Raw genomic sequence first — 17809 nt, 5'->3', positions numbered from 1 at the left:
GGACGCCGGTGTAGTAATCGTCCAGGGGGACCTCGCGCTCGGCGTCACGGGACGCGAGCACCACGGACGCCCAGGGACAGCCGCACCGGCGCGGCCATCTCCTGCTGCACCGGGTGCAGTTGACCGGGACCGCGGGGGCCGGGAGCGGTGCCCAACCCCTCGGACGTGACGACCTCCTGGCCGTCGAACGCCACGGCGGGCGGAAGGCACGCGTTGATGGAGGTCCACCGGGTGCGGTCGGTGCCGTCCGGGCGGGCCACGAGCACGGCGCACGCCCCGCCCTCAGTCCTTATTGATGAGCTTTCCGATCCCGCTGGCGGCGCACAACACGAACACGGTGCCGGCCAGGATCAGCAGGAAGAAGGGGATGGCCGGGGACGACAGGGTGGCCTCCGGGAACCAGGAAGCGCTCACGTAGGACACCCAGGCACACAGAATCAAGACTGCGCCACTGACGGCGAGGATGATTTCTCCCTTGAATTTCTTCATGGTCCTATCCCTTGAAATAGGGTGCGCCGAATGCCCTGACCATCCAGTAGTAATAACTGGCGGTGCCGATGCAGCGCTTGTGTTCGATGCCCGTGCTCACGTAGGTGCGTGTGCAGGTGGCATTCATGGCATTGCGGAATTCGCTGTCGCATTGCGCGCGGGAGCGGCCAGCGTCGCCCTCGGCCAAGTAGCACACGTCGTGGGCGTTGCAGTCGGCGTTGAACAGCGCGTTCTGGTAGCCATGGCCGGGCACGGGGTTCGAACAGCCGTTGACCTGGGCCGAGGCTCTCATGCTCACCACCCCGGGGAAGCGGTGGAGTGTCATGGTCCGGGTCGCGTAGTCGATGTCCGCGGCGACCTGCGTCTCGCTGATGCCCGCGGCGTTGGCTGCTCGCACGATCCGGGCGTATTCGGATGCGGATATCCCCATCGATTCCGCCGTTGTCGTGGTCACCGGTTGCGCACTCGTCCTGGACACCGGCTCCGATGCGAAGGAATTCGTCACGAACAGGGCGAGGAACAGCAGGGCAAGGAGCGTGATTCCCACTGTCCTGCGGACCATCCCACCTACGGCATCCATGTCGATTCTTTCGCGTGGGCGATGATGTGGACCCCAGCCTAGGAACCCCATGGTCCACGGACAATGGCCATCCGGCCACTTTCCCGGGGTAGCGCGTGCGGTGCCCGCGAGGACCATACGATGAATCCATGAGCGAGCACGCCGGCGCAGCGCTGCCCGAGCACACCGACATCCTGATCATCGGGGCCGGCCTCAGCGGGATCGGGGCGGCCTGCAAACTCCGCCACGAACATCCCGGCAAGAGCATCACGGTGCTCGAGTCCCGCGGGAACTCCGGTGGCACGTGGGATCTCTTCCGATACCCGGGGGTCCGCTCCGACTCGGACCTCTACACCTACGGCTACGACTTCCGCCCGTGGACCCGACAGAACCCCATCGCGGAGGGCTCCGCGATCCTGGACTACATCCGCGACACCGCTCGCGCCTCCGGGGTTGACAAGCTCATCCACTACCACCGGCGCGTCACCGCCGCGGATTGGTCCTCCGGGACCAGCCACTGGACCGTGACGGTCGAGCGCACCGCGCCACCCGAACCCCGCGCGGGGGCGGCTCCGAGCGACGTCGGCGGCGGCGCACCCGGGCACTCGGTTGATGGCCCGCGGCCCGAACCCATCGGCACCGGCGAGACCCAGCCGATCACCGCCACGTGGGTGTTCGTGGCCACCGGGTACTACGGCTACGACCGTCCCCACATCCCGGACTTCGCGGGGGTCGAGGGGTTCAGGGGCCAGCTCGTGCATCCCCAGTTCTGGCCCGAGGACCTGGACGTCCGGGGCAAGAAGGTCGCCGTGATCGGCAGCGGGGCCACCGCGGTGACCCTGCTGCCCGAGCTCGTCACGCGGGGTGCCGAGACCACGATGGTGCAGCGGACGCCGTCGTACATCCTGCCCCTACCCTCCCCCGGCGTGGCCGAGAAGGTGCTGTTCATGGCGCTCGGCAGGGCACGGGCGGCGCGAGTGCTGCGCCCGCTCATGGCCGCGGGGCAGAGAGCACTGTGGGTGGCGAGCAAGGCCGCGCCGCGCGTGGTGCGAGCGGGAATCGCGGCCGTGAACCGCCGTCGCCTCCCTGCGGACGTCTCCGTCCGGGAGCACTTCACCCCGCCGTACGACCCGTGGGACCAACGGCTGTGCGTGGCGCCCAACGGGGATTTCTTCGCCGCGTTGCACGAACCCAACGCCCATATCGTGACCGCGGGCATCGACCGTTTCGACGCGGACGGCCTCGTCCTGACGGACGGGCGGCGGGTGGCGGCGGACGTCGTCGTGAGCGCCACGGGCTTCGACCTGCTCATGTTCGGCGGCGCGCGCTTGAGCGTGGACGGGCGACCCGTGAACCTCCCCGAGCGGATCGCCTACCGCGGCGCCATGCTGAGCGACGTGCCCAACCTGGCCTTCGCGATTGGGTACACGAACGGGTCGTGGACGCTGAAGATCGGACTCGTGGCGGACTGGCTGTCCCGGTTGATCGCGCACACGGACTCCGTGGGCGCGGCGTCCGTGCGCCCGGTCGCACCCGAGGGTCTGCGCACGCGCCCGTTGCTGGACTTCGACGCCGGCTACGTCCAACGCTCCCTCGACCAGCTGCCCCGCCAGGGGGACACGGCGCCGTGGCGGATGGCCATGAACTACTTCGATGACCGGCGTCAGTTGTTGCGTAAGCCGGTCGTGGATCGATTCCTGCGGTTCGACGACGCCGCCGCTCCCGTTCCCGAGCAGCTGCCCGCCCTGCTCACGGGCCCCGGTGAGAGCGGTGAGGAACGCACGGTGCGGTTGGATGATGACCGCTTCATCTGCGTGCGCCTGGACGGGCCGTCCGACGGGGCGCCGCTCGTGTTGATCACCGGGCTCGCGTTCGACCTGGCCACGTGGCCCATGTCCTTCGTCCATGCCCTCGCGGATCGCGGGTACCGGGTGATCCGCCTGGACAACCGGGACGTGGGCCGTTCCTTCCGGGTGACCTCCACGCCCCCTTCGGCCCGCCGGTTGCTGCGCGGGCCCCTGCCGGAGGGGCAGTACTCCGTGGAGGACATGTCCGAGGACGTCGCGGACACCCTACGGGCGCTGGGGGTCGAGCGAGCGGATGTCATGGGGTTCTCACTCGGTGGGATGATCGCCCAGTCGTTGGCGGGCCACCACCCCGAGCTGGTGCGGCGACTCATTTCCCTGTGCTCCACCACGGGCAATCCGTCCGTGGGGACGGCCGCGACCTCCACCGCGGCGTTGCTCATGTTCCCCGGGGCGAAGACCCGGGACATGTACATCCGGGGGCGACTGGTCATGTCCCACCACCTGGCCGGTCCGGGGTTCCCCGTGGACGTGGCGTACGAACGTCAACTCGCCGCAACCCACTGGGACCGCAGCCTGGATCCGCGAGGTGAGGCCGAGGCGATGCGCCGTCAGATCGGGGCGATCCGCTCATCCGGGGACCGCACGGAGGTGCTGTCCCGGATCACCGCCCCCACGCTGGTGATCCACGGGGACAAGGACAAGATCGTGCGCCCGGACGGCGGCCCCGCCACGGCCGAGGTCATCCCCCATGCGCGCTTCGTCCGGATCCCCGGGATGGGCCACCAGGTGCACCCCATGGTGGTCCCGCGGTTGTTCGAACTGGTCATCGACCACCTGGGGGATCCGCGGGAGGGGTGAGCCTCTTCCGGCGGGGCTCCCGTGCCGAGGCGTAACTCTCAGGCCCTCCGAGGCCATGGCGTAATTTCTGGTCGCGTGGAAGCCACTTCACTCCACCCCATGTGGCCTCCGCCTGCCCACAATTCGCCGCGTGGCCTCAGCGTGCCTCACAGTGTCCAGCGCTAAAGCCGTGTGGCCTCAGCGGGCCTGGGAAGTGGGCGCTGTCTCGGCCCGCTCGGCCCGCAAGGGGACGCGGCCACTGCGCAGCAGCACCACCGCGGCCACCGCTCCCACGGCGCCGGCCACCGTCAACGGCACCGTGAGCAGTGTGACGATCTCCCACAACGGCGGCACCACGGCACACACGAGTGCCACGACCACGGCGGTATTGGACAACCGGATGGGGCGGGCGCCCCACGGTGCCGTGGATGAGGACTCGAGCCGCCGCAATACCGTGGCCACCACGAGCACCACCGCCCAACACAGGACGGTCAAGGGAATCCGCAGCCACCACCAGTCGGCGGAACCGGGGACGGGGTCGTAGCCCACGGCGAAGAACCCCACCGCCATGACCGCCACCACCACGGGCAGGTGCCACAGGTAGATGGTCAGTGCTCGCGTGCCCACCACGTACACCACCGCGCGGACCACCCGGGAGTGCATGGCCCACCGCAGCAGTGGGGAGAACACCTCCAGCAGGCACGCCTGAGCGAAGCCCAGCAGCACCATGCACACCGTGGGCGGATTGAGGTTGGTGAGCATGTCCGGAGCGTAGGACCCGGAGGCCACGCACACCCCGGACACGGCGTAGCATCCCGCGGCGAGCGCCACGAGCACCGCTCGACGCCGCGCCGCGAACCACCCGTCCGCACGGAAGAAGCCGAACTGCTGGATGAGCGGCCACACGAACACCATGTTGAGCAGCCCCAGCCACTGCCACTCGGTGGCCAGGCGCAGCAGGTCCACGGCCACCGCGCACGAGAACAGGAACCAGCACCACACCCACCCCATGCGTTCGTGCAGGTCCACGAACAGCGGCGCCAATCCCTGGCAGATGAGGTAGGCCGCCAGGAACCACAACGCCATCCCCACACCGGACAGCGCGAACGTCACGAGCTCGATCCCGACCCCCGCGGCCACCGCGGTCCCCGCGCCGAGGGCGAGCACACACCACAGCACGGCCGCGGGTTGGATCAGCCGCAGCGTGCGTTCCCGCACGTACTCGCCCCGCGCCATTGCCCGGGCCCGACGACGCCGCCACGCCCCCACCGTGGCCGTCCCGCCCACCACGAAGAACAGGGGCATGATCTGCAGGAACCACGTGGCCCACCAGTACCAGGACTGCTGGGTGGGGACCAGGACAGAGCGGATCTCCCCGGTGGCGGGATCCGCCGTGAGGGTGACCATGAGGATGTGACTGCACACCACGGTGATCACGCACCCCACGCGGGCGACGTCCACGGCGGGGTCGCGTTGGAAGTCCCCCGCGGGGACGGAAACGGCGGTGGGCCGCCCGAGGGCGCGGACGTCGTCGTTCATGGCACACACTGTAGGGCGCGCGAACGCGGAACCCCGGGCGGGCGCGCACATGTGGATCATCCGCGCCGCCGCGGCACCAGGATGGGACGCACCTGGCGCCTCACGAGACGCGCACTCGCGGAACGGACGCCGCACCCCGCAGCACGTAGCAGGCACCCTGCAGCACCCACCCCGCAACACGTAGCAGGCGCCCCGCAGACCACATCCCGCAACCCGGGGGTGCGGAAAACCCCACCCCGACTCGGTGGCCAGCTCTGGCGCGGGATCCACGGGGGTGTCCGTAGCGTGGAGGCCATGAGCACACCAGCCTCGAATCCCACACCACCGTGGGAAGCCACAGAGCCCATCCATTCGGACACCGAACTCACCCGGCCGCTTCCGTCCGCCGGATCCTCACCCGCAGACACTGAGACCACCCGGACCCTGCCGCCTCCCGGGCGCCCGGAACCCCCGCGGGCCGCCTCCGTGGCACGCCCGGCACCGGAAGGGCCGCACATCGCTCCCCGCGAGTGGCGGACCTTCTCCCTCAAAACCCTGTTCTTCGGGACCCTGGACCTCGTGGTGGACTCGGTGCTCAACACCGTGCTGCTCGTCGTGATCTTCACGTTCCTCGCGGTGGGAGCCGCAACCGTTCCGGCGCTGGGCCTGGGCGTGCTGATCCTCGCCGCGACCGTGTACGTGATGATGGGGGCGGTGTGGCTGGAACGCAGGCGTTCGGCGTCGTCGTTCGGCCTGGACATCCGGGACCCCCAGCGCCGCCGCAGCCCGTATACCGACTGGGTGCGGGTCCCGCACCAGTGGTGGCTGGACGCGAGCGACGGGTCCCTGTGGCTCGGCATGCTCCACGTGGCGCTCACGTGCGCGCTGGGCTGGCTCATGCTGTTGCCCTTCGTGGTGGGTAGCGCGGCCCTCGTGCTGACCTTCGCGCCGTGGTTCGCCCCCGAATCCTCGGTGCTGTGGCCCGCGCTGCAGAGCACCCCGCGCTGGACGCTCCCGATGCTGGGTGTCGCAGGCGTGCTGCTGAGCATCATGCTCGCGGTGCTGCTCACCTTGGCTCACCGCGGTCTGTCCGCTGGGCTGTTGCGGCTGAGCGAGGCCGCGCGACTGCGCCGTGAAGCGGACGAGCTGCAGCGCCTCGCCGAGTACGAGACCGCCGCCAAGGAGTCCGCGGTACGCGGTGCGGAGACCGAGCGCTCGCGCATCGAACGCGATCTGCACGACGGCGTCCAGCCCCAGTTGGTCTCGGTCGCCATGAACCTCTCGATGGCCGGTTCGCGCATCGACACGGATCCCGCCGCGGCCAAGGAGCTCGTGGCGGAGGCGCACAGCACCACCAAGGCCGCGATCACCGAGCTGCGTCGGCTTGCCCGCGGGTTCCACCCCGCCGTGCTGGAGGATCGGGGGCTCGACGCCGCTCTGTCCGCCGTCGCCGCCCAGGCACCCTTCCCCGTGGATGTCTCCGTGAACGTCCCCCGGTTGCAGCCGCGCACGGAGGCGGCCATCTACTTCGCGGTCTCCGAGAGCCTCAGCAACGCGATCAAGTACTCGGGGGCGCGCTCTGCGGACGTCGCAGTGTCCATCCAGGACGGCGCCGCACCGGGCACGAACATCGTGGTCGCCGGTGTGCGCGACTTCGGCCGCGGCGGCGCCCACGTGGTCCCCGGGGGCGGGCTCTCCGGGATCCAGGACCGGATCCGCTCGGCCGGGGGCAGGTTCTTCGTGAACTCGCCCGCAGGCGGGCCCACCGAGGTCATCGTGGAGCTGCCCCTCACGGGTGTTCCTCCGACGACGACGCACAGCGCCCCGCGCGCGTCCGGCACCGCCTACACCCCTCACCCCGGCCACGTCGGCGGGGTCCACGCCGCGCCCGGAACCGGTCCGACCGCGCACGGTGCGGCGGGGGCGGGAACGGGCGGAGCGGCGTCGTCGCCCGCCGGGCAGCACGGACGGGGGAACTGAGATGCGCATCGTGATCGCCGAGGACGCCGTGCTGCTGCGCGCCGGACTGGTCCGCCTGCTCACGGACGCGGGGCACGAGATCGTGGCCGAGACGGACACCGCCGAGGGACTCGTGCGGGCCGTGGAGGAGCACCGGCCGGACTTCGCGCTCGTGGACGTGCGACTGCCACCCACCTTCACCGACGAGGGGATCCGCGCCGCGGTGCTGATCCGCTCGAGCCACCCCGGCGTGGCCGTGCTGGTGCTGTCCCAGTATGTGGAGGAGCGCTACGCGTCCGAGCTCATTGCGTCCCGCCGGGAGGGGCTGGGCTACCTGCTCAAGGACCGCGTGGCGGACGTGGACCAGTTCCTGGAATCCGTGCAGACCGTGGGCTCGGGCGGGACCGTGCTGGACCCGGAGGTGCTCACCCAGATCCTGGTGCGCTCGCGGCGCCGGGAGGACATGGAACTGCTGTCACCGCGCGAACGTGAGGTCCTGTCGCTCATGGCGCAGGGGCTGTCCAACGCATCCATTGCCACGAACCTCTACCTCACCGAATCGGCCGTGGAGAAACACATCGGCTCGATCTTCGCCAAGCTGGGCGTCACCTCCGAGACCGGCAACCGCAGGGTTCTGGCCGTTCTCAAGTACCTGGGCTATTCGGACCACTCTCTTTAGGACATCTCATGAGCAATCAGAATCCCTCGCATCCCACGCCCGATCCTCACAACGCAGCCGGCCCCCGGGACCTGCCTGATCCTCGGAACGACCGTCCCGTGGGGCGCGGTGAGCGCCGCGCCTGGAACACCGCGACCGCCGTGGTGGGCGGTGTGGGTGCCCTCGCCCTGCTGCTCGGCGGGGCCGGAACCGCCACCGCGGTGGCCATGACGCAGGAGCGGGACGGTTCGTGGACGGCGTCGTCGGACGTGGAACGGATCCGGATCGACGCCCCCTCGGGCATGGTCAGCGTGAACACGAGCCCGACCGTTGATCGTGTCCAAGTGCAGTGGCACGAATCCGGATGGTCCTTGTCCGAGCGCGGCGTCATCCCATCCGTTCGCGACGGCGTGCTGCAGCTGGATATGCCCGGCCGGCCCTCTCAATGGGGTTCCGGCGTGCAGAGCGTCAGTATCACCGTTCCTCAGGACGGCCCGCGCACCTCGCTTGACCTCAAGAGCGGCACGGGAGCGGTGCACGTGAACGGCACGTATCGGGACGTGCGGGCGAGGACCGATCTGGGGTCCATCAGCGCCACGGACGTGGAGGCCGCTGTGTTCGACGCCCACGCCACCACGGGTCAGGTGCTCCTGGACGGGGTCAGCGTGAAGAACCGGTTGGACGCACACACCAACCAGGGTGGGGCGCTCGTGAACGTGCGGGGCCCGGCTCCTCAGCGCACCTCGGTCACCGCGACCAGCGGGGTTTACGGGATCTCGATGCCCGCCGCCGACTACTGGTACCCGCAGGACAGCCAGCGCGACGTCGCGGACCCGCGGCACCCCGTGACCACGACGCCGGGGTCCAACGAACGGCCGGGTGGGGCTCGTTCCTCGGGTGCGCCCACCTCTCCGGACTCTACGGGCGACGACGCCGCGCAGCCGTCCGAGGTCAGCGCGGACACGGTGTGCGCCGCAGCCCCCGAGGGCCGGCCGTGCTTGTTCGTGTCGGGTACGCCGGTGGGCGTCAATGACTACTCCTACATGCGGGAGTGGAGCCAGGGGTGGGACGAAGTGGCCCGCGAGTACGGGGAGGCGCCTCGGTCTTCCGAGCGGGCGACGGAGTCGAAACAGCACATCGACCGTGCAACGGATGCGGCCACGGCATCCCCCACGGGATCCGCCACACCGTCCCCCGCCGGCGGGAACTGAGACTCTCACTCCCGGGCGTACGGGTCCGGGAGCGGACGCCCCGCGTCACCGCTGACCAGGTGGGCGCGGGGTTTTTCATGGGCGTTTCCACGTGCCGGCGCGGTCGTGGTTGGTGACATCCTGCTGGGTGAAGGCGGCCGCCCAGGCACCGAGCTGCACGAGGCTCTGGCCAAGGCACAGGACGATCATCTGCCCTACGTGACGCTTGAGGGGGGCACGTTGATTCCCACCGATCGGGTCGCCGAACGGACGGAGGCCGGTGATCACGCCTGGTACTCGGGTAAGCACAAGAGATTCGGCGATAATGTCCAAGTCATCGCCGACTCCACCGGCTTCCCGCTGTGGACCTCCCCGGTAGAACCCGGCTCCACCCACGACATCACCGCAGCCCGGGCCCACTGCTTGGGCGCCCCGTACCCGGTCGCCGCTAAGGGTTTGCCGACTTTAGCCGACATGGGTTATCAAGGGGCTGGGATCGGGGTGCACACCCCCCTTCAAAGGCCCCCGCCTCGGGGCCGATAACCGGCCTTATGTAAAGACTTTCCTTGCAGGCTGCCCATCCGACCTTCATCCCGGGTACCTCTCCATATCCCCGCCCCTCCGTGAACATGTCAGATCACATGTCACCTGATGGGCCTACGGTCCCCGGGACTAACCCCTTCACGCGCGCGGCTGTAGTAGTAAGACACGATTTTGCCGCGGCCCTGATTAGCTCATCGAGACCAGGATCTTTACCTCGCTGTCTTTGTTCGTGATGAGCCGCTTGAATCCTTCCTCGATGATCTGGTCCGCGCGGATGCGGCTGGTGATGAACGGTTCCAGGTTCACCTTGCCTCTTTGGACCAGCTCGATCGCATCAGCGTGATCATTCGCGTATCCGACCGAGCTGCCCATCTCGCGGTCCTGCATGGTCAACTGCGCCGTGATATCGAGTTGAACCGGCTTCGAGTGGATTGCCACGACTTCCAGCCGCCCTCCGGCGCCCAGCACCTCCAGCAGCTGGTCCATCACAACACCAACACCTGCGGCGTCGAACGCCAACTCAGCCCCAGCCCCACCGGTGTGGGAGGCGACCACTGCATTCAAATCCTCACTCGTGGGGTCAACGACAACGTCGGCGACCCCGGTCGAAGCGGCCATCTCACAGCGACCCTTCGACACCTCACTGACGATGGTCTTCACGCCCTGGGCTTTCAAGACGGCAGCCACGAGCAGGCCGATCGGTCCGGCCCCACCGATGACCGCAGTCTGACCGCTTTGAGCCCTAGCGTGCTTGACCGTGTGAACGGCCACAGACAACGGCTCGATCATCGCGGCCTGATCCAGAGGCATCTCACCGACAGGGTGCACCCAGCACCGCTCGACGACGATGTGCTCACTGAGCCCGCCACCGCGGCCGGAAATGCCGATAAAGCCCATTTTCTCGCAGAGGTTGTAGGCACCCTTCTGGCAAGCCGGACACGTCCCGTCCACCATCAGCGGTTCCACCACCACAGAATCACCAACCGACAAACCCTCAACGTCATCCCCGAGCTCTTCCACCACTCCCGAGAACTCATGGCCCAGGACCACGGGGAGGGTTTCACCGGAGATGGGATGCGGCTTCTCGGCTGTTGGAGCCGGTGGAATCGGCCCGTCCTCGTACAGGTGCAGATCACTGCCGCAGATTCCGTTGTATGCAGGCTTGATCTTCACCGTGCCCGGCCGTAGCTGAGGCTCCTCGATCTGCTCAATGCGCAGGTCTTCCTTGCCGTAAAACAGAACTGCCTTCATCGCACTCTCCTTCCGAGGTCCCACTCCAACGTAGCCACTGGCACGGAATCCGGTAAGCCCTCCAGGCTGAGACATGGTTGTAGTGAAGCATCCTGGGTTTGGCAGGAGGAGAGTCCCTGAGGTAGCCGAAAGGTGTAGTTGCCCAGTGAACTGCCTCACATGTACTGGGAGGGAGTTCCTGACTCAGATGGCCCATGCCAGGATGGAAGCATGACGGAGCACATGCCGAGCGACGAGATCATCCCCGACACGGACCCGGTCACTGGTCCCGTGGTGGCGCCGGAGCCTGCCACGGATCCCGTCCAGTCCGATTGGAACCCGCGGGGCCCGCAGGTCCGTCGCAACCCCGTGGCCGCCTACGACGAGCTGCGCTCACGCTGTCCCGTAGCCCGCGACACCAGTGGTGCTTGGACGCTGTTCACCCACGCTGACGTCACCGCCGCCGCGCTGGACCACGAGAGCTTCTCCAACGCGGTCTCCCGTCACCTCCAGGTGCCCAACGGTCTTGACGGTCCTACCCACACGGCCTTCCGCGCCCTCGTGGAGCGGTACTTCACCCCTGAGCGGATGAGCGCCCTGGAGCCGGTGGTGCAGCGGGTCGCCACCGACCTGGTGGGCCAGCTCGAGGTCCCCAGCCCGATCGACGCCGTCGAGATCGGCTCCCGCTTCGCGGTGCGGGCACAGACGGCCTGGCTGGGGTGGCCTGCAGGCCTGGAGGAGGATCTGCTGCAGTGGATGCAGGACAACCATGCCGCCACCCGCTCCCGAGACGCTTCTCGCACCGCGGAGGTCGCCCAGCGCTTCGACGCCATCATCCGGTCCCTGACCGACGTCCGCCGTGAGGCCGGCGACGACGCGCCCGATGACGTGACCACCGAGCTCGTGCGTGCCCGGGTTGATGGGCGGGAGCTCACCGACGAGGAGATCGTCTCGATCCTGCGCAATTGGACCGGCGGGGACCTGGGATCAATGGCGTTGTGCACCGGCGTGGTACTGACTTATCTGGCCGACCATCCCGAGTTGCAGGACCGGCTGCGTTCGGAGGTGTCCGACCGGGAGTTCGACGCGATCCTCGACGAGATCCTGCGGATCGACGACCCGTTCGTCGCCAACCGCCGCATCACGACGGAACCCGTCACAGTCGGTGGTCGAGAACTGGCCGCTGGTAACCGGGTGCTCCTGAACTGGACCTCCGCCAACCGTGACCCGCGGATCTTCGGCGACCCGGAGGCGTTCGACCCGGTCGGCAACGCCCCGTACAACCTGGTGTACGGGATCGGCAAGCATGTGTGCCCCGGCAGGCCCCTGGCGACCCTCGAGCTGCGGGCACTGACCCGCGCCGCCCTGGCGGCGACGGCCGCGATCGAACCCGACCCGGACCGGCCGCGGCAACGCGAACTGCCACCGGTCGGCGGTTTCGCCACCGCCCCGCTGCGCCTGCGGTGACGCCTCCCGCCCTGGCGGGAACACCGACCCTGTGTCGGGGTGGAGGCATCTGCCTCTCCCCGGCCGGGGCCGAGCACCCGTAGCTCCTCGGGACGCCCGAGCAGTCAACCCCTGGGGTCTAGTAGTTCTGGGGCGGGTCGGAGGCGGGGAAGGAATCGCGTGCCCACCCTTCGACCCTCGCTTCGTCCCGGTCGTACTGGGCGGCGGCTGTTTCCGCGTTCTTGATCAGCTGCTGGAGCTGGACGGGTTCGACGCTGGTGCGCGTCGCCGTGGCGATGCGGGGGCTCGTGGTCGGACTGGTCTTCTGGCGCATGGGATGTTCCTTCCGTATGTTAGACCGGCTCTCTCGCGCCCCGCCTCAAGATGGTTCGACAGGTGCTGGTGTGGCGGCCCCCGTCAATGGGCTGGGGCCGCCACACTGGCGCCCTTGTTCTCACCGCACGAGGCTCCGGGCGTGCCCAGGATCAGCACACGGGGTGGGTTCGAGGACGATCTTGCCGGTGGCGTGGCCGGTCTCGACCTCGGCGATCGCCCGTCCTGCTTCTGTCAGGGGGTAGCAGGCGGTGACGTGGGGATCGACGAGTCCGTATTCGATGACCTCGGTGATCTTTTCCATCGCCTCCTGGGTGCGTTCCAGTGCCGCCCCGCCCAGTTCTGTGGCGGTCGTGGCGTCGGCCGCGGAGATGATCCTGGTCGGATCGGCAACCAGACCAACAACCTCGCGCAGGGCCTCACCTCCGACGAGGTCGACGATAAGGTCCACCCCCTCGGGGGCGACCTCGCGGACGCGGTCGGCCACGCCCTTCCCGGAGGGAACGAAGGTCGCCCCAGTGGATTCGACGATCTTGCGCTTGGACTGGCTGGCGACCCCGATGACGGTGAACTGGTGGACGGACCCGATCTGGGCGGCCATCAGTCCCACCCCGCCGCCGGCGCCGAGGATCAGCAGCCTCTGGCCGGGGTCGAGTTCGATCTGGTGGGTGGCGTCATAGGCGGTGGCCGCAGCCACCGGGATGGTCGCCGCGTCGGCGAAGGAGATCTCCTCGGGCTTGGCCACCGCCTCGGCCGCCCGCACGAGGGTGTGCTCGGCGAACCCGCCGTGGCCGTCGGCGACGGGGCCGAGGACCTCGTCACCGACCGCGAAACCCTCCACGCCTTCCCCGAGATCGGTCACGACGCCGGAGACCTCCCGGCCCATCGGGGCCGGCAGCTCCCGGTCCCGCCCCAGTGCCCCGGAGCGGATCTTCCAGTCGACGGGGTTCACCCCGGCGGCCCGAACCTCCACGGCCAGCTCGCCCGGGCCAGGCTGCGGGGCGGGCCGATCGAGGAGCTGTTGGGTCTCAGGACCGCCGAAGTCGGTGAACACGTAGACCGTGGACATGGTCTTCCTCGTTTCTTCTCTAGAAGGTGTGGACGGGTGCGGGCTCAGGTGGTCGGGGATTCGTCCCGGCCGGCGGCCTCGGCCGCGTCCGCCTCCTCCTTGGTGGCGTAGGCGGCTTCGGCGGCGTGCTCGGGTGGGCTGTAGACGGTGTAGAGCACCAGGGGCTCATCCCCGGTGTTGCGGAAGTTGTGCCGGGCCCCGGCCGGGACCGCGCACTGGTCACCGGCCTCGATCGGATGCGTGTGCCCGTTCAGGTCGGCTTCCCCGGTGCCGGCGACGAAGGTGAGGATCTGATCGGTGTGCTCGTGAACCTCCTCACCGATCTCACCACCGGCGGGGATGGTCATGATCACGATCTGGGAGTGTTGGCCGGTCCACAGCACCCGGCGGAAGTCGGGGTTGCGGCCGGCGATGTCGGCGATGGTGAAGTGCTCAATGTTGCCCTCGATGGTGAAGTGCTCTTGCGCGCTCATGATGTTCCTCCTGCAGTGATGGTGGTTTTTCTGCCCGGGGCTGGGCAGGACTGGTGGTGCGTTCCGCCCCGTGGCGGGCGGTCCTGGGGTGGGGCCGCCCGCCACGGTGGTGTCCTAGGACCGGGAGGTCACCCGGTTCGTGGTCGGGACGGCCGGTGTGGTGGTGCGGGTGGGGGTGGTGTCCTGGGTGCGGCGCAGCAGGCGCATGGCGTTGGCGATCACGACGAGCACAGAAGCCTCGTGGACGAGCATCCCGATCGACATCGTGACCCCGCCGGCGAAGACCCCGGCCAGCAGCAGCACCACCGTGATCAGGGCGACGGTGATGTTCTGATGCATCACGGTCACGGTGCGCTTGGCCAGCCCGATCGCTTCGGGCAGCTTCAGCAGGTTGTCGCCCATCAGGGCGATGTCGGCGGTCTCCACGGCCACGGCCGAGCCGGCCGCACCCATCGCCGCGCCGATGTCCGCGGTGGCCAGGGCGGGGGCGTCATTGACGCCGTCACCGACCATGGCCACCACGTGGCCCTCCTGCTGCAGCGCCGCCACCGCCTCGAGCTTGTCCTCGGGCAGCAGCCCGGCACGCACCTCGTCGACGCCGGTGACGTGGCCGATGGCCTGGGCCACCAGCGGGGCGTCACCGGTGAGCATGACGACCTTCTCCACCCCCGCCTCGTGCAGCCGGGCAACCATCTCGGCCGCGTCGGAGCGGACCTGGTCGGCCACGGCGAGCACCCCGGCCACGGCGTCATCGACGGCCACGATCATCGGGGTCCGCCCGGCCGCGGCCAGCTCCTGAGCCGCAGCTGCAGCCTTCGGGTCGGTGATGCCGTACTGCTCCAGCAACGCGGCGTTGCCGATCAGCACCCGCACCCCGTCAGTGGTCGACACGATGCCCTTGCCCGGGACCGGGTCGACCGCCTCGGGAACCGCCGAGGCGCCCACGCCCTCGGCCGCAGCGGCGTCGAGGATCGGGCGGGCCAGGGGATGCTCGGAGCCAGCCTCCGCGGCCGCGGCCCAGCCCAGCACGCCCGCGCGGTCCAGCGCCGGGTCCAGCACGACCACGTCGGTCAACTGCGGGCGGCCCTCGGTGAGCGTGCCGGTCTTGTCGACGGCGACGGCGGTGATCTTCGCGGAGGTCTCCAAGAACTCCCCACCCTTGATCAAGATGCCGTTGCGGGCCGCGCGGCCGATGCCGGCCACGATGGCGACCGGGATGGAGATCACCAGGGCACCGGGGCAGCCGATGACCAGCAGGGTCAGGGCGAGCACCACGTCCCCGGTGATCAACCCGGCAGCCAGGGCCAGGACCATGATCGCGGGGGTGTACCAGGTGGAGAACCGGTCGATGAACGCCTGGGTGGCCGCCTTGGCGTCCTGGGCCTCCTCCACCCGGTGGATGATCCGCGCCAAGGTGGTGTCGGCACCGATGCCAGTGGCCAGCACCTGCAGGAACCCGCCGCGGGAGACGGTGCCGGCGAAGACCTGATCGCCCTCACCTTTCTCCACCGGGATGGACTCGCCGGTGATGGAGGCCTCGTCCACGGCACCGGTGCCGGCCACGACCTGGCCGTCGACGGGAACCTTGGCCCCGTTCTTGACCAGCACGATCTCACCCATCACCACATCCGCGGCCGGAACCTCCACCTGTTCCCCGCCACGGAGTACGACGGCGGTGTCCGGGGCGACCGCAACGAGCTCGGCCAGCGCCGAGCGGGTCTTGTTCAGGGTGGTGGACTCCAGGGCATGACCGACCGCGAAGAGGAAAGTCACCGCGGCGGCCTCCCAGTAATTGCCGATGATGACCGCCCCGATCGCGGCGACCGCCACCAGCAGGTCGATCCCGACCGTGCGGGCGGCCAACGCCCGCACGGCCTTGACCACGATCTGGTAGCCGGCGACGACGGCGGCGGCGAGCATGAGCACATCCGCCCACAGGACCGAGCCAGCAACCTCGGACGCTGCGAACGAGGCAAGGATCAGCACCCCCGCAACCGCGGGGATCGCCCACCGGCCGTAAATCCACCTCTGCACCCTGTTCATGATGTCCGTCCTTCCTGGTAACCGTTCTCGCCCCTGATGGGAGCTTGTTCACGACGCTACGCACAGCCCACGGACCCGAACATGTCGGGGATCAATCAACCGCACGATCGCAGGAAGGGCCAATGAGCGCCGGCTCGGCGGGCAACGAAGAGCGCCGCTGCCGTGACCTCCTGGGGAGGTCCCGGCAGCGGCGCGGGCTGTGGGTGCGGCGGGTCAGAAGGCGGCGGGGCGGGCGGTGTAGCCGGCCTTGGCAACAGCGGCGACGATGTCCTCCACACTCACGTGGGCAGGGTCGTGGTCGACCTCGATGCGGGCCGAAGCGAAGTGGACCTTCACCGCGTCGACGCCCTTCAGACGCCCGACGCGCTTCTCGATCTTGGCCACGCAGGAGGGGCAGGAGAAGCCCTCGGCGCGCAGGACCGTGTGAGTGGTGGTGGCTGTGGTGGTGGTCATGGTGATGGTTCCTCTCCCTGTTGTGGAGTACTCACCTCATCGGGTGTGTCTCCAACCTACGAAGGACCGGGTCCTCGGACCATGACGGGCGTCAATCAACCGCGAAGCTCGGGGGTCAGGCCTCCGCTCCGGCGATCTCCGCCAGCCAGCGCGGGTCACGCACGGCAGTCCAGCGGCGGCCGGCGTCGATGACACCGTCCTTGCGCCACCGGCTCATCACCCGGGAGACGGACTCCGGGGTCGACCCGGTCATCCCCGCCAGATCCGCCCGCGACAGCGGCAGCTCGATCAAGGTCCCGCCCTCGCGGGCGGGCTCCCCGAACTTCTCCGCCAGGCGCAGCAGGACCGCCGCCAGTCGCTCGGCCACGGTGCCCGTGGACTGCCGGGTGACGTCGGCGCGGGCCTGGGCGAGCAGCGCTGTGGTGTCCTCGAGCACCCGCAGCCCCACCTCTGGGTGCTCGCCGAGGATCTGGCGGAACGCATCGTCGCCGATCCGCAGGGCGCACACGGTGGTCAAAGCCTCGACAGTCTCGGCGTAGGCTTCCTGGCCGAGGGTGCGCAGCCCGCCGAACAGGTCTCCCGGCCCCAGTAGCTCCACCACGACCTCTTGCCCATTCGGGGCGGTCCGGTAAGCCTTGGCCCGTCCCGCGGCTACGAGGTAGAGGTGCTCAGCCGGTGCGCCCTCGACGTGGAGCGCGTCCCCCTCAGCCCAGGACAGGGAGGTCATCCTCCGGTCGATGTCGGCCAGCTGCTCCTCGACCAGCCCGGCGAACATCGGTGTCCGGGACAGCACCCGCATCCGCACCGGCGCCGGACAGGCGTGGGGCTGCGCGCAGGTCGACCGCAACGGGATCCGCCGCCGAGCAGACACCGGGGTAGCATCCGGGGACATCCGCGCCGGCGACCCCTGCAGGTCCTCGCCGTGGGAGGGGGTGCTCATGCCGTTCCCTTCTAGCCAAGTGGGCGCGACGGTACCAGGGATGGGTCGCTCACCTGATCACCGGATCACGTCGTTCTGATTCCACCGTACGCCCACAGCATTCGGCGCCCCACCGGCTTCCCGGCTTCATGAACCCCGGCACGCGTCAACAACATGGCTTCTTCCCTAGGTGTAAGAGGCCATGACGTTATTGACACGGGCCGGGACGCGTGAGGCCGGGGGCTTCTCGCCGCAGGCAGTGTGCGGGCGGTGGTAATTATA

The 17809-nt window shown here is 69.1% G+C and carries 18 protein-coding genes; 6 read left to right on the top strand and 12 right to left on the bottom strand.

Features of this window, described 5'->3' with window-relative positions:
* Nucleotides 1-44 precede the first annotated feature (44 nt).
* Genes AS25_RS08780 through AS25_RS08770 form a run of 3 tightly spaced genes read right to left on the bottom strand, consistent with a single transcriptional unit; the run spans nt 45 to nt 1036 of the window.
* A complete protein-coding gene (locus tag AS25_RS08780; RefSeq protein WP_035964389.1) occupies nt 45-266 on the bottom strand; it encodes a hypothetical protein in 222 nt (73 codons plus the stop codon).
* A gap of 16 nt (nt 267-282) precedes the next feature.
* A complete protein-coding gene (locus AS25_RS08775) occupies nt 283-489 on the bottom strand; it encodes a hypothetical protein (RefSeq protein ID WP_035964387.1) in 207 nt (68 codons plus the stop codon).
* Between the two features lie 4 nt (nt 490-493).
* Nucleotides 494-1036 (bottom strand): phospholipase A2 family protein, encoded by a 543-nt coding sequence (locus AS25_RS08770; protein WP_035964385.1) that lies wholly within the window; start codon nt 1034-1036, stop codon nt 494-496.
* A gap of 161 nt (nt 1037-1197) precedes the next feature.
* Here AS25_RS08770 and AS25_RS15045 point away from each other — a divergent pair, with 161 nt between their 5' ends.
* On the top strand, nt 1198-3714 hold the full coding sequence (locus tag AS25_RS15045) for an alpha/beta fold hydrolase (RefSeq protein WP_052160852.1): 2517 nt from the start codon (nt 1198-1200) through the stop codon (nt 3712-3714).
* Nucleotides 3715-3891: 177 nt separating this feature from the next.
* On the opposite strand, the gene AS25_RS08760 is transcribed toward AS25_RS15045, so the two are convergent.
* Nucleotides 3892-5232: an acyltransferase family protein gene (locus AS25_RS08760; RefSeq protein WP_035964380.1), complete on the bottom strand. Its 1341-nt coding sequence runs from the start codon at nt 5230-5232 to the stop codon at nt 3892-3894.
* Nucleotides 5233-5697: 465 nt separating this feature from the next.
* On the opposite strand from AS25_RS08760, the gene AS25_RS08755 reads away from it, so the two are divergent.
* Genes AS25_RS08755 through AS25_RS08745 form a run of 3 tightly spaced genes read left to right on the top strand, consistent with a single transcriptional unit; the run spans nt 5698 to nt 9039 of the window.
* Nucleotides 5698-7191 (top strand): sensor histidine kinase, encoded by a 1494-nt coding sequence (locus tag AS25_RS08755; RefSeq protein WP_253270527.1) that lies wholly within the window; start codon nt 5698-5700, stop codon nt 7189-7191.
* 1 nt (nt 7192) lies between these two features.
* Complete coding sequence (locus AS25_RS08750; RefSeq protein WP_035964377.1) at nt 7193-7849, top strand: response regulator transcription factor; 657 nt, start codon at nt 7193-7195, stop codon at nt 7847-7849.
* A gap of 8 nt (nt 7850-7857) precedes the next feature.
* Nucleotides 7858-9039 carry a DUF4097 family beta strand repeat-containing protein gene (locus AS25_RS08745; protein WP_156960943.1) on the top strand — a complete coding sequence of 394 codons (1182 nt, stop codon included), beginning with the start codon at nt 7858-7860 and terminating at the stop codon, nt 9037-9039.
* Nucleotides 9040-9114: 75 nt separating this feature from the next.
* Here AS25_RS08745 and AS25_RS15290 read toward each other — a convergent pair whose 3' ends face one another.
* Nucleotides 9115-9351, bottom strand: a complete 237-nt coding sequence (locus AS25_RS15290) for a hypothetical protein (RefSeq protein ID WP_253270531.1) — start codon at nt 9349-9351, stop codon at nt 9115-9117.
* Here AS25_RS15290 and AS25_RS14260 point away from each other — a divergent pair.
* Nucleotides 9238-9561 carry a transposase family protein gene (locus tag AS25_RS14260; RefSeq protein WP_437123712.1) on the top strand — a complete coding sequence of 108 codons (324 nt, stop codon included), beginning with the start codon at nt 9238-9240 and terminating at the stop codon, nt 9559-9561. The two genes, AS25_RS15290 and AS25_RS14260, sit on opposite strands and share 114 nt — an antisense overlap.
* 186 nt (nt 9562-9747) lie before the next feature.
* Here AS25_RS14260 and AS25_RS08730 read toward each other — a convergent pair whose 3' ends face one another.
* Nucleotides 9748-10812: a 2,3-butanediol dehydrogenase gene (locus AS25_RS08730; protein WP_035964371.1), complete on the bottom strand. Its 1065-nt coding sequence runs from the start codon at nt 10810-10812 to the stop codon at nt 9748-9750.
* 210 nt (nt 10813-11022) lie between these two features.
* On the opposite strand from AS25_RS08730, the gene AS25_RS08725 reads away from it, so the two are divergent.
* Complete coding sequence (locus AS25_RS08725) at nt 11023-12258, top strand: cytochrome P450 (protein WP_035964369.1); 1236 nt, start codon at nt 11023-11025, stop codon at nt 12256-12258.
* A 118-nt stretch (nt 12259-12376) separates the two neighbouring features.
* Here AS25_RS08725 and AS25_RS08720 read toward each other — a convergent pair whose 3' ends face one another.
* The 6 genes from AS25_RS08720 to AS25_RS08695 all read right to left on the bottom strand — a co-directional run bounded on the left by AS25_RS08720 (nt 12377) and on the right by AS25_RS08695 (nt 17548).
* On the bottom strand, nt 12377-12571 hold the full coding sequence (locus AS25_RS08720) for a hypothetical protein (RefSeq protein ID WP_035964360.1): 195 nt from the start codon (nt 12569-12571) through the stop codon (nt 12377-12379).
* A gap of 120 nt (nt 12572-12691) precedes the next feature.
* Entirely contained in the window at nt 12692-13639 is a 948-nt protein-coding gene (locus tag AS25_RS08715; protein WP_052160850.1) for an NADP-dependent oxidoreductase, read from the bottom strand.
* A 44-nt stretch (nt 13640-13683) separates the two neighbouring features.
* Nucleotides 13684-14112, bottom strand: coding sequence for a cupin domain-containing protein (locus tag AS25_RS08710; protein ID WP_052160849.1), 429 nt, complete (start codon nt 14110-14112; stop codon nt 13684-13686).
* 114 nt (nt 14113-14226) lie between these two features.
* Nucleotides 14227-16155, bottom strand: a complete 1929-nt coding sequence (locus AS25_RS08705) for a heavy metal translocating P-type ATPase (protein ID WP_035964358.1) — start codon at nt 16153-16155, stop codon at nt 14227-14229.
* Between the two features lie 213 nt (nt 16156-16368).
* Complete coding sequence (locus AS25_RS08700; RefSeq protein ID WP_035964356.1) at nt 16369-16608, bottom strand: heavy-metal-associated domain-containing protein; 240 nt, start codon at nt 16606-16608, stop codon at nt 16369-16371.
* A gap of 115 nt (nt 16609-16723) precedes the next feature.
* Nucleotides 16724-17548, bottom strand: coding sequence for a Crp/Fnr family transcriptional regulator (locus tag AS25_RS08695; RefSeq protein ID WP_084118103.1), 825 nt, complete (start codon nt 17546-17548; stop codon nt 16724-16726).
* Nucleotides 17549-17809 lie beyond the last annotated feature (261 nt).

The sequence above is a fragment of the Kocuria marina genome (assembly GCF_000786655.1).
In the GTDB taxonomy this organism is placed as follows: Bacteria; Actinomycetota; Actinomycetes; order Actinomycetales; family Micrococcaceae; genus Kocuria; species Kocuria marina_A.
Note: the sequence above shows the minus strand (reverse complement) of the source record. Positions and strands in the feature narration are given on the sequence as shown.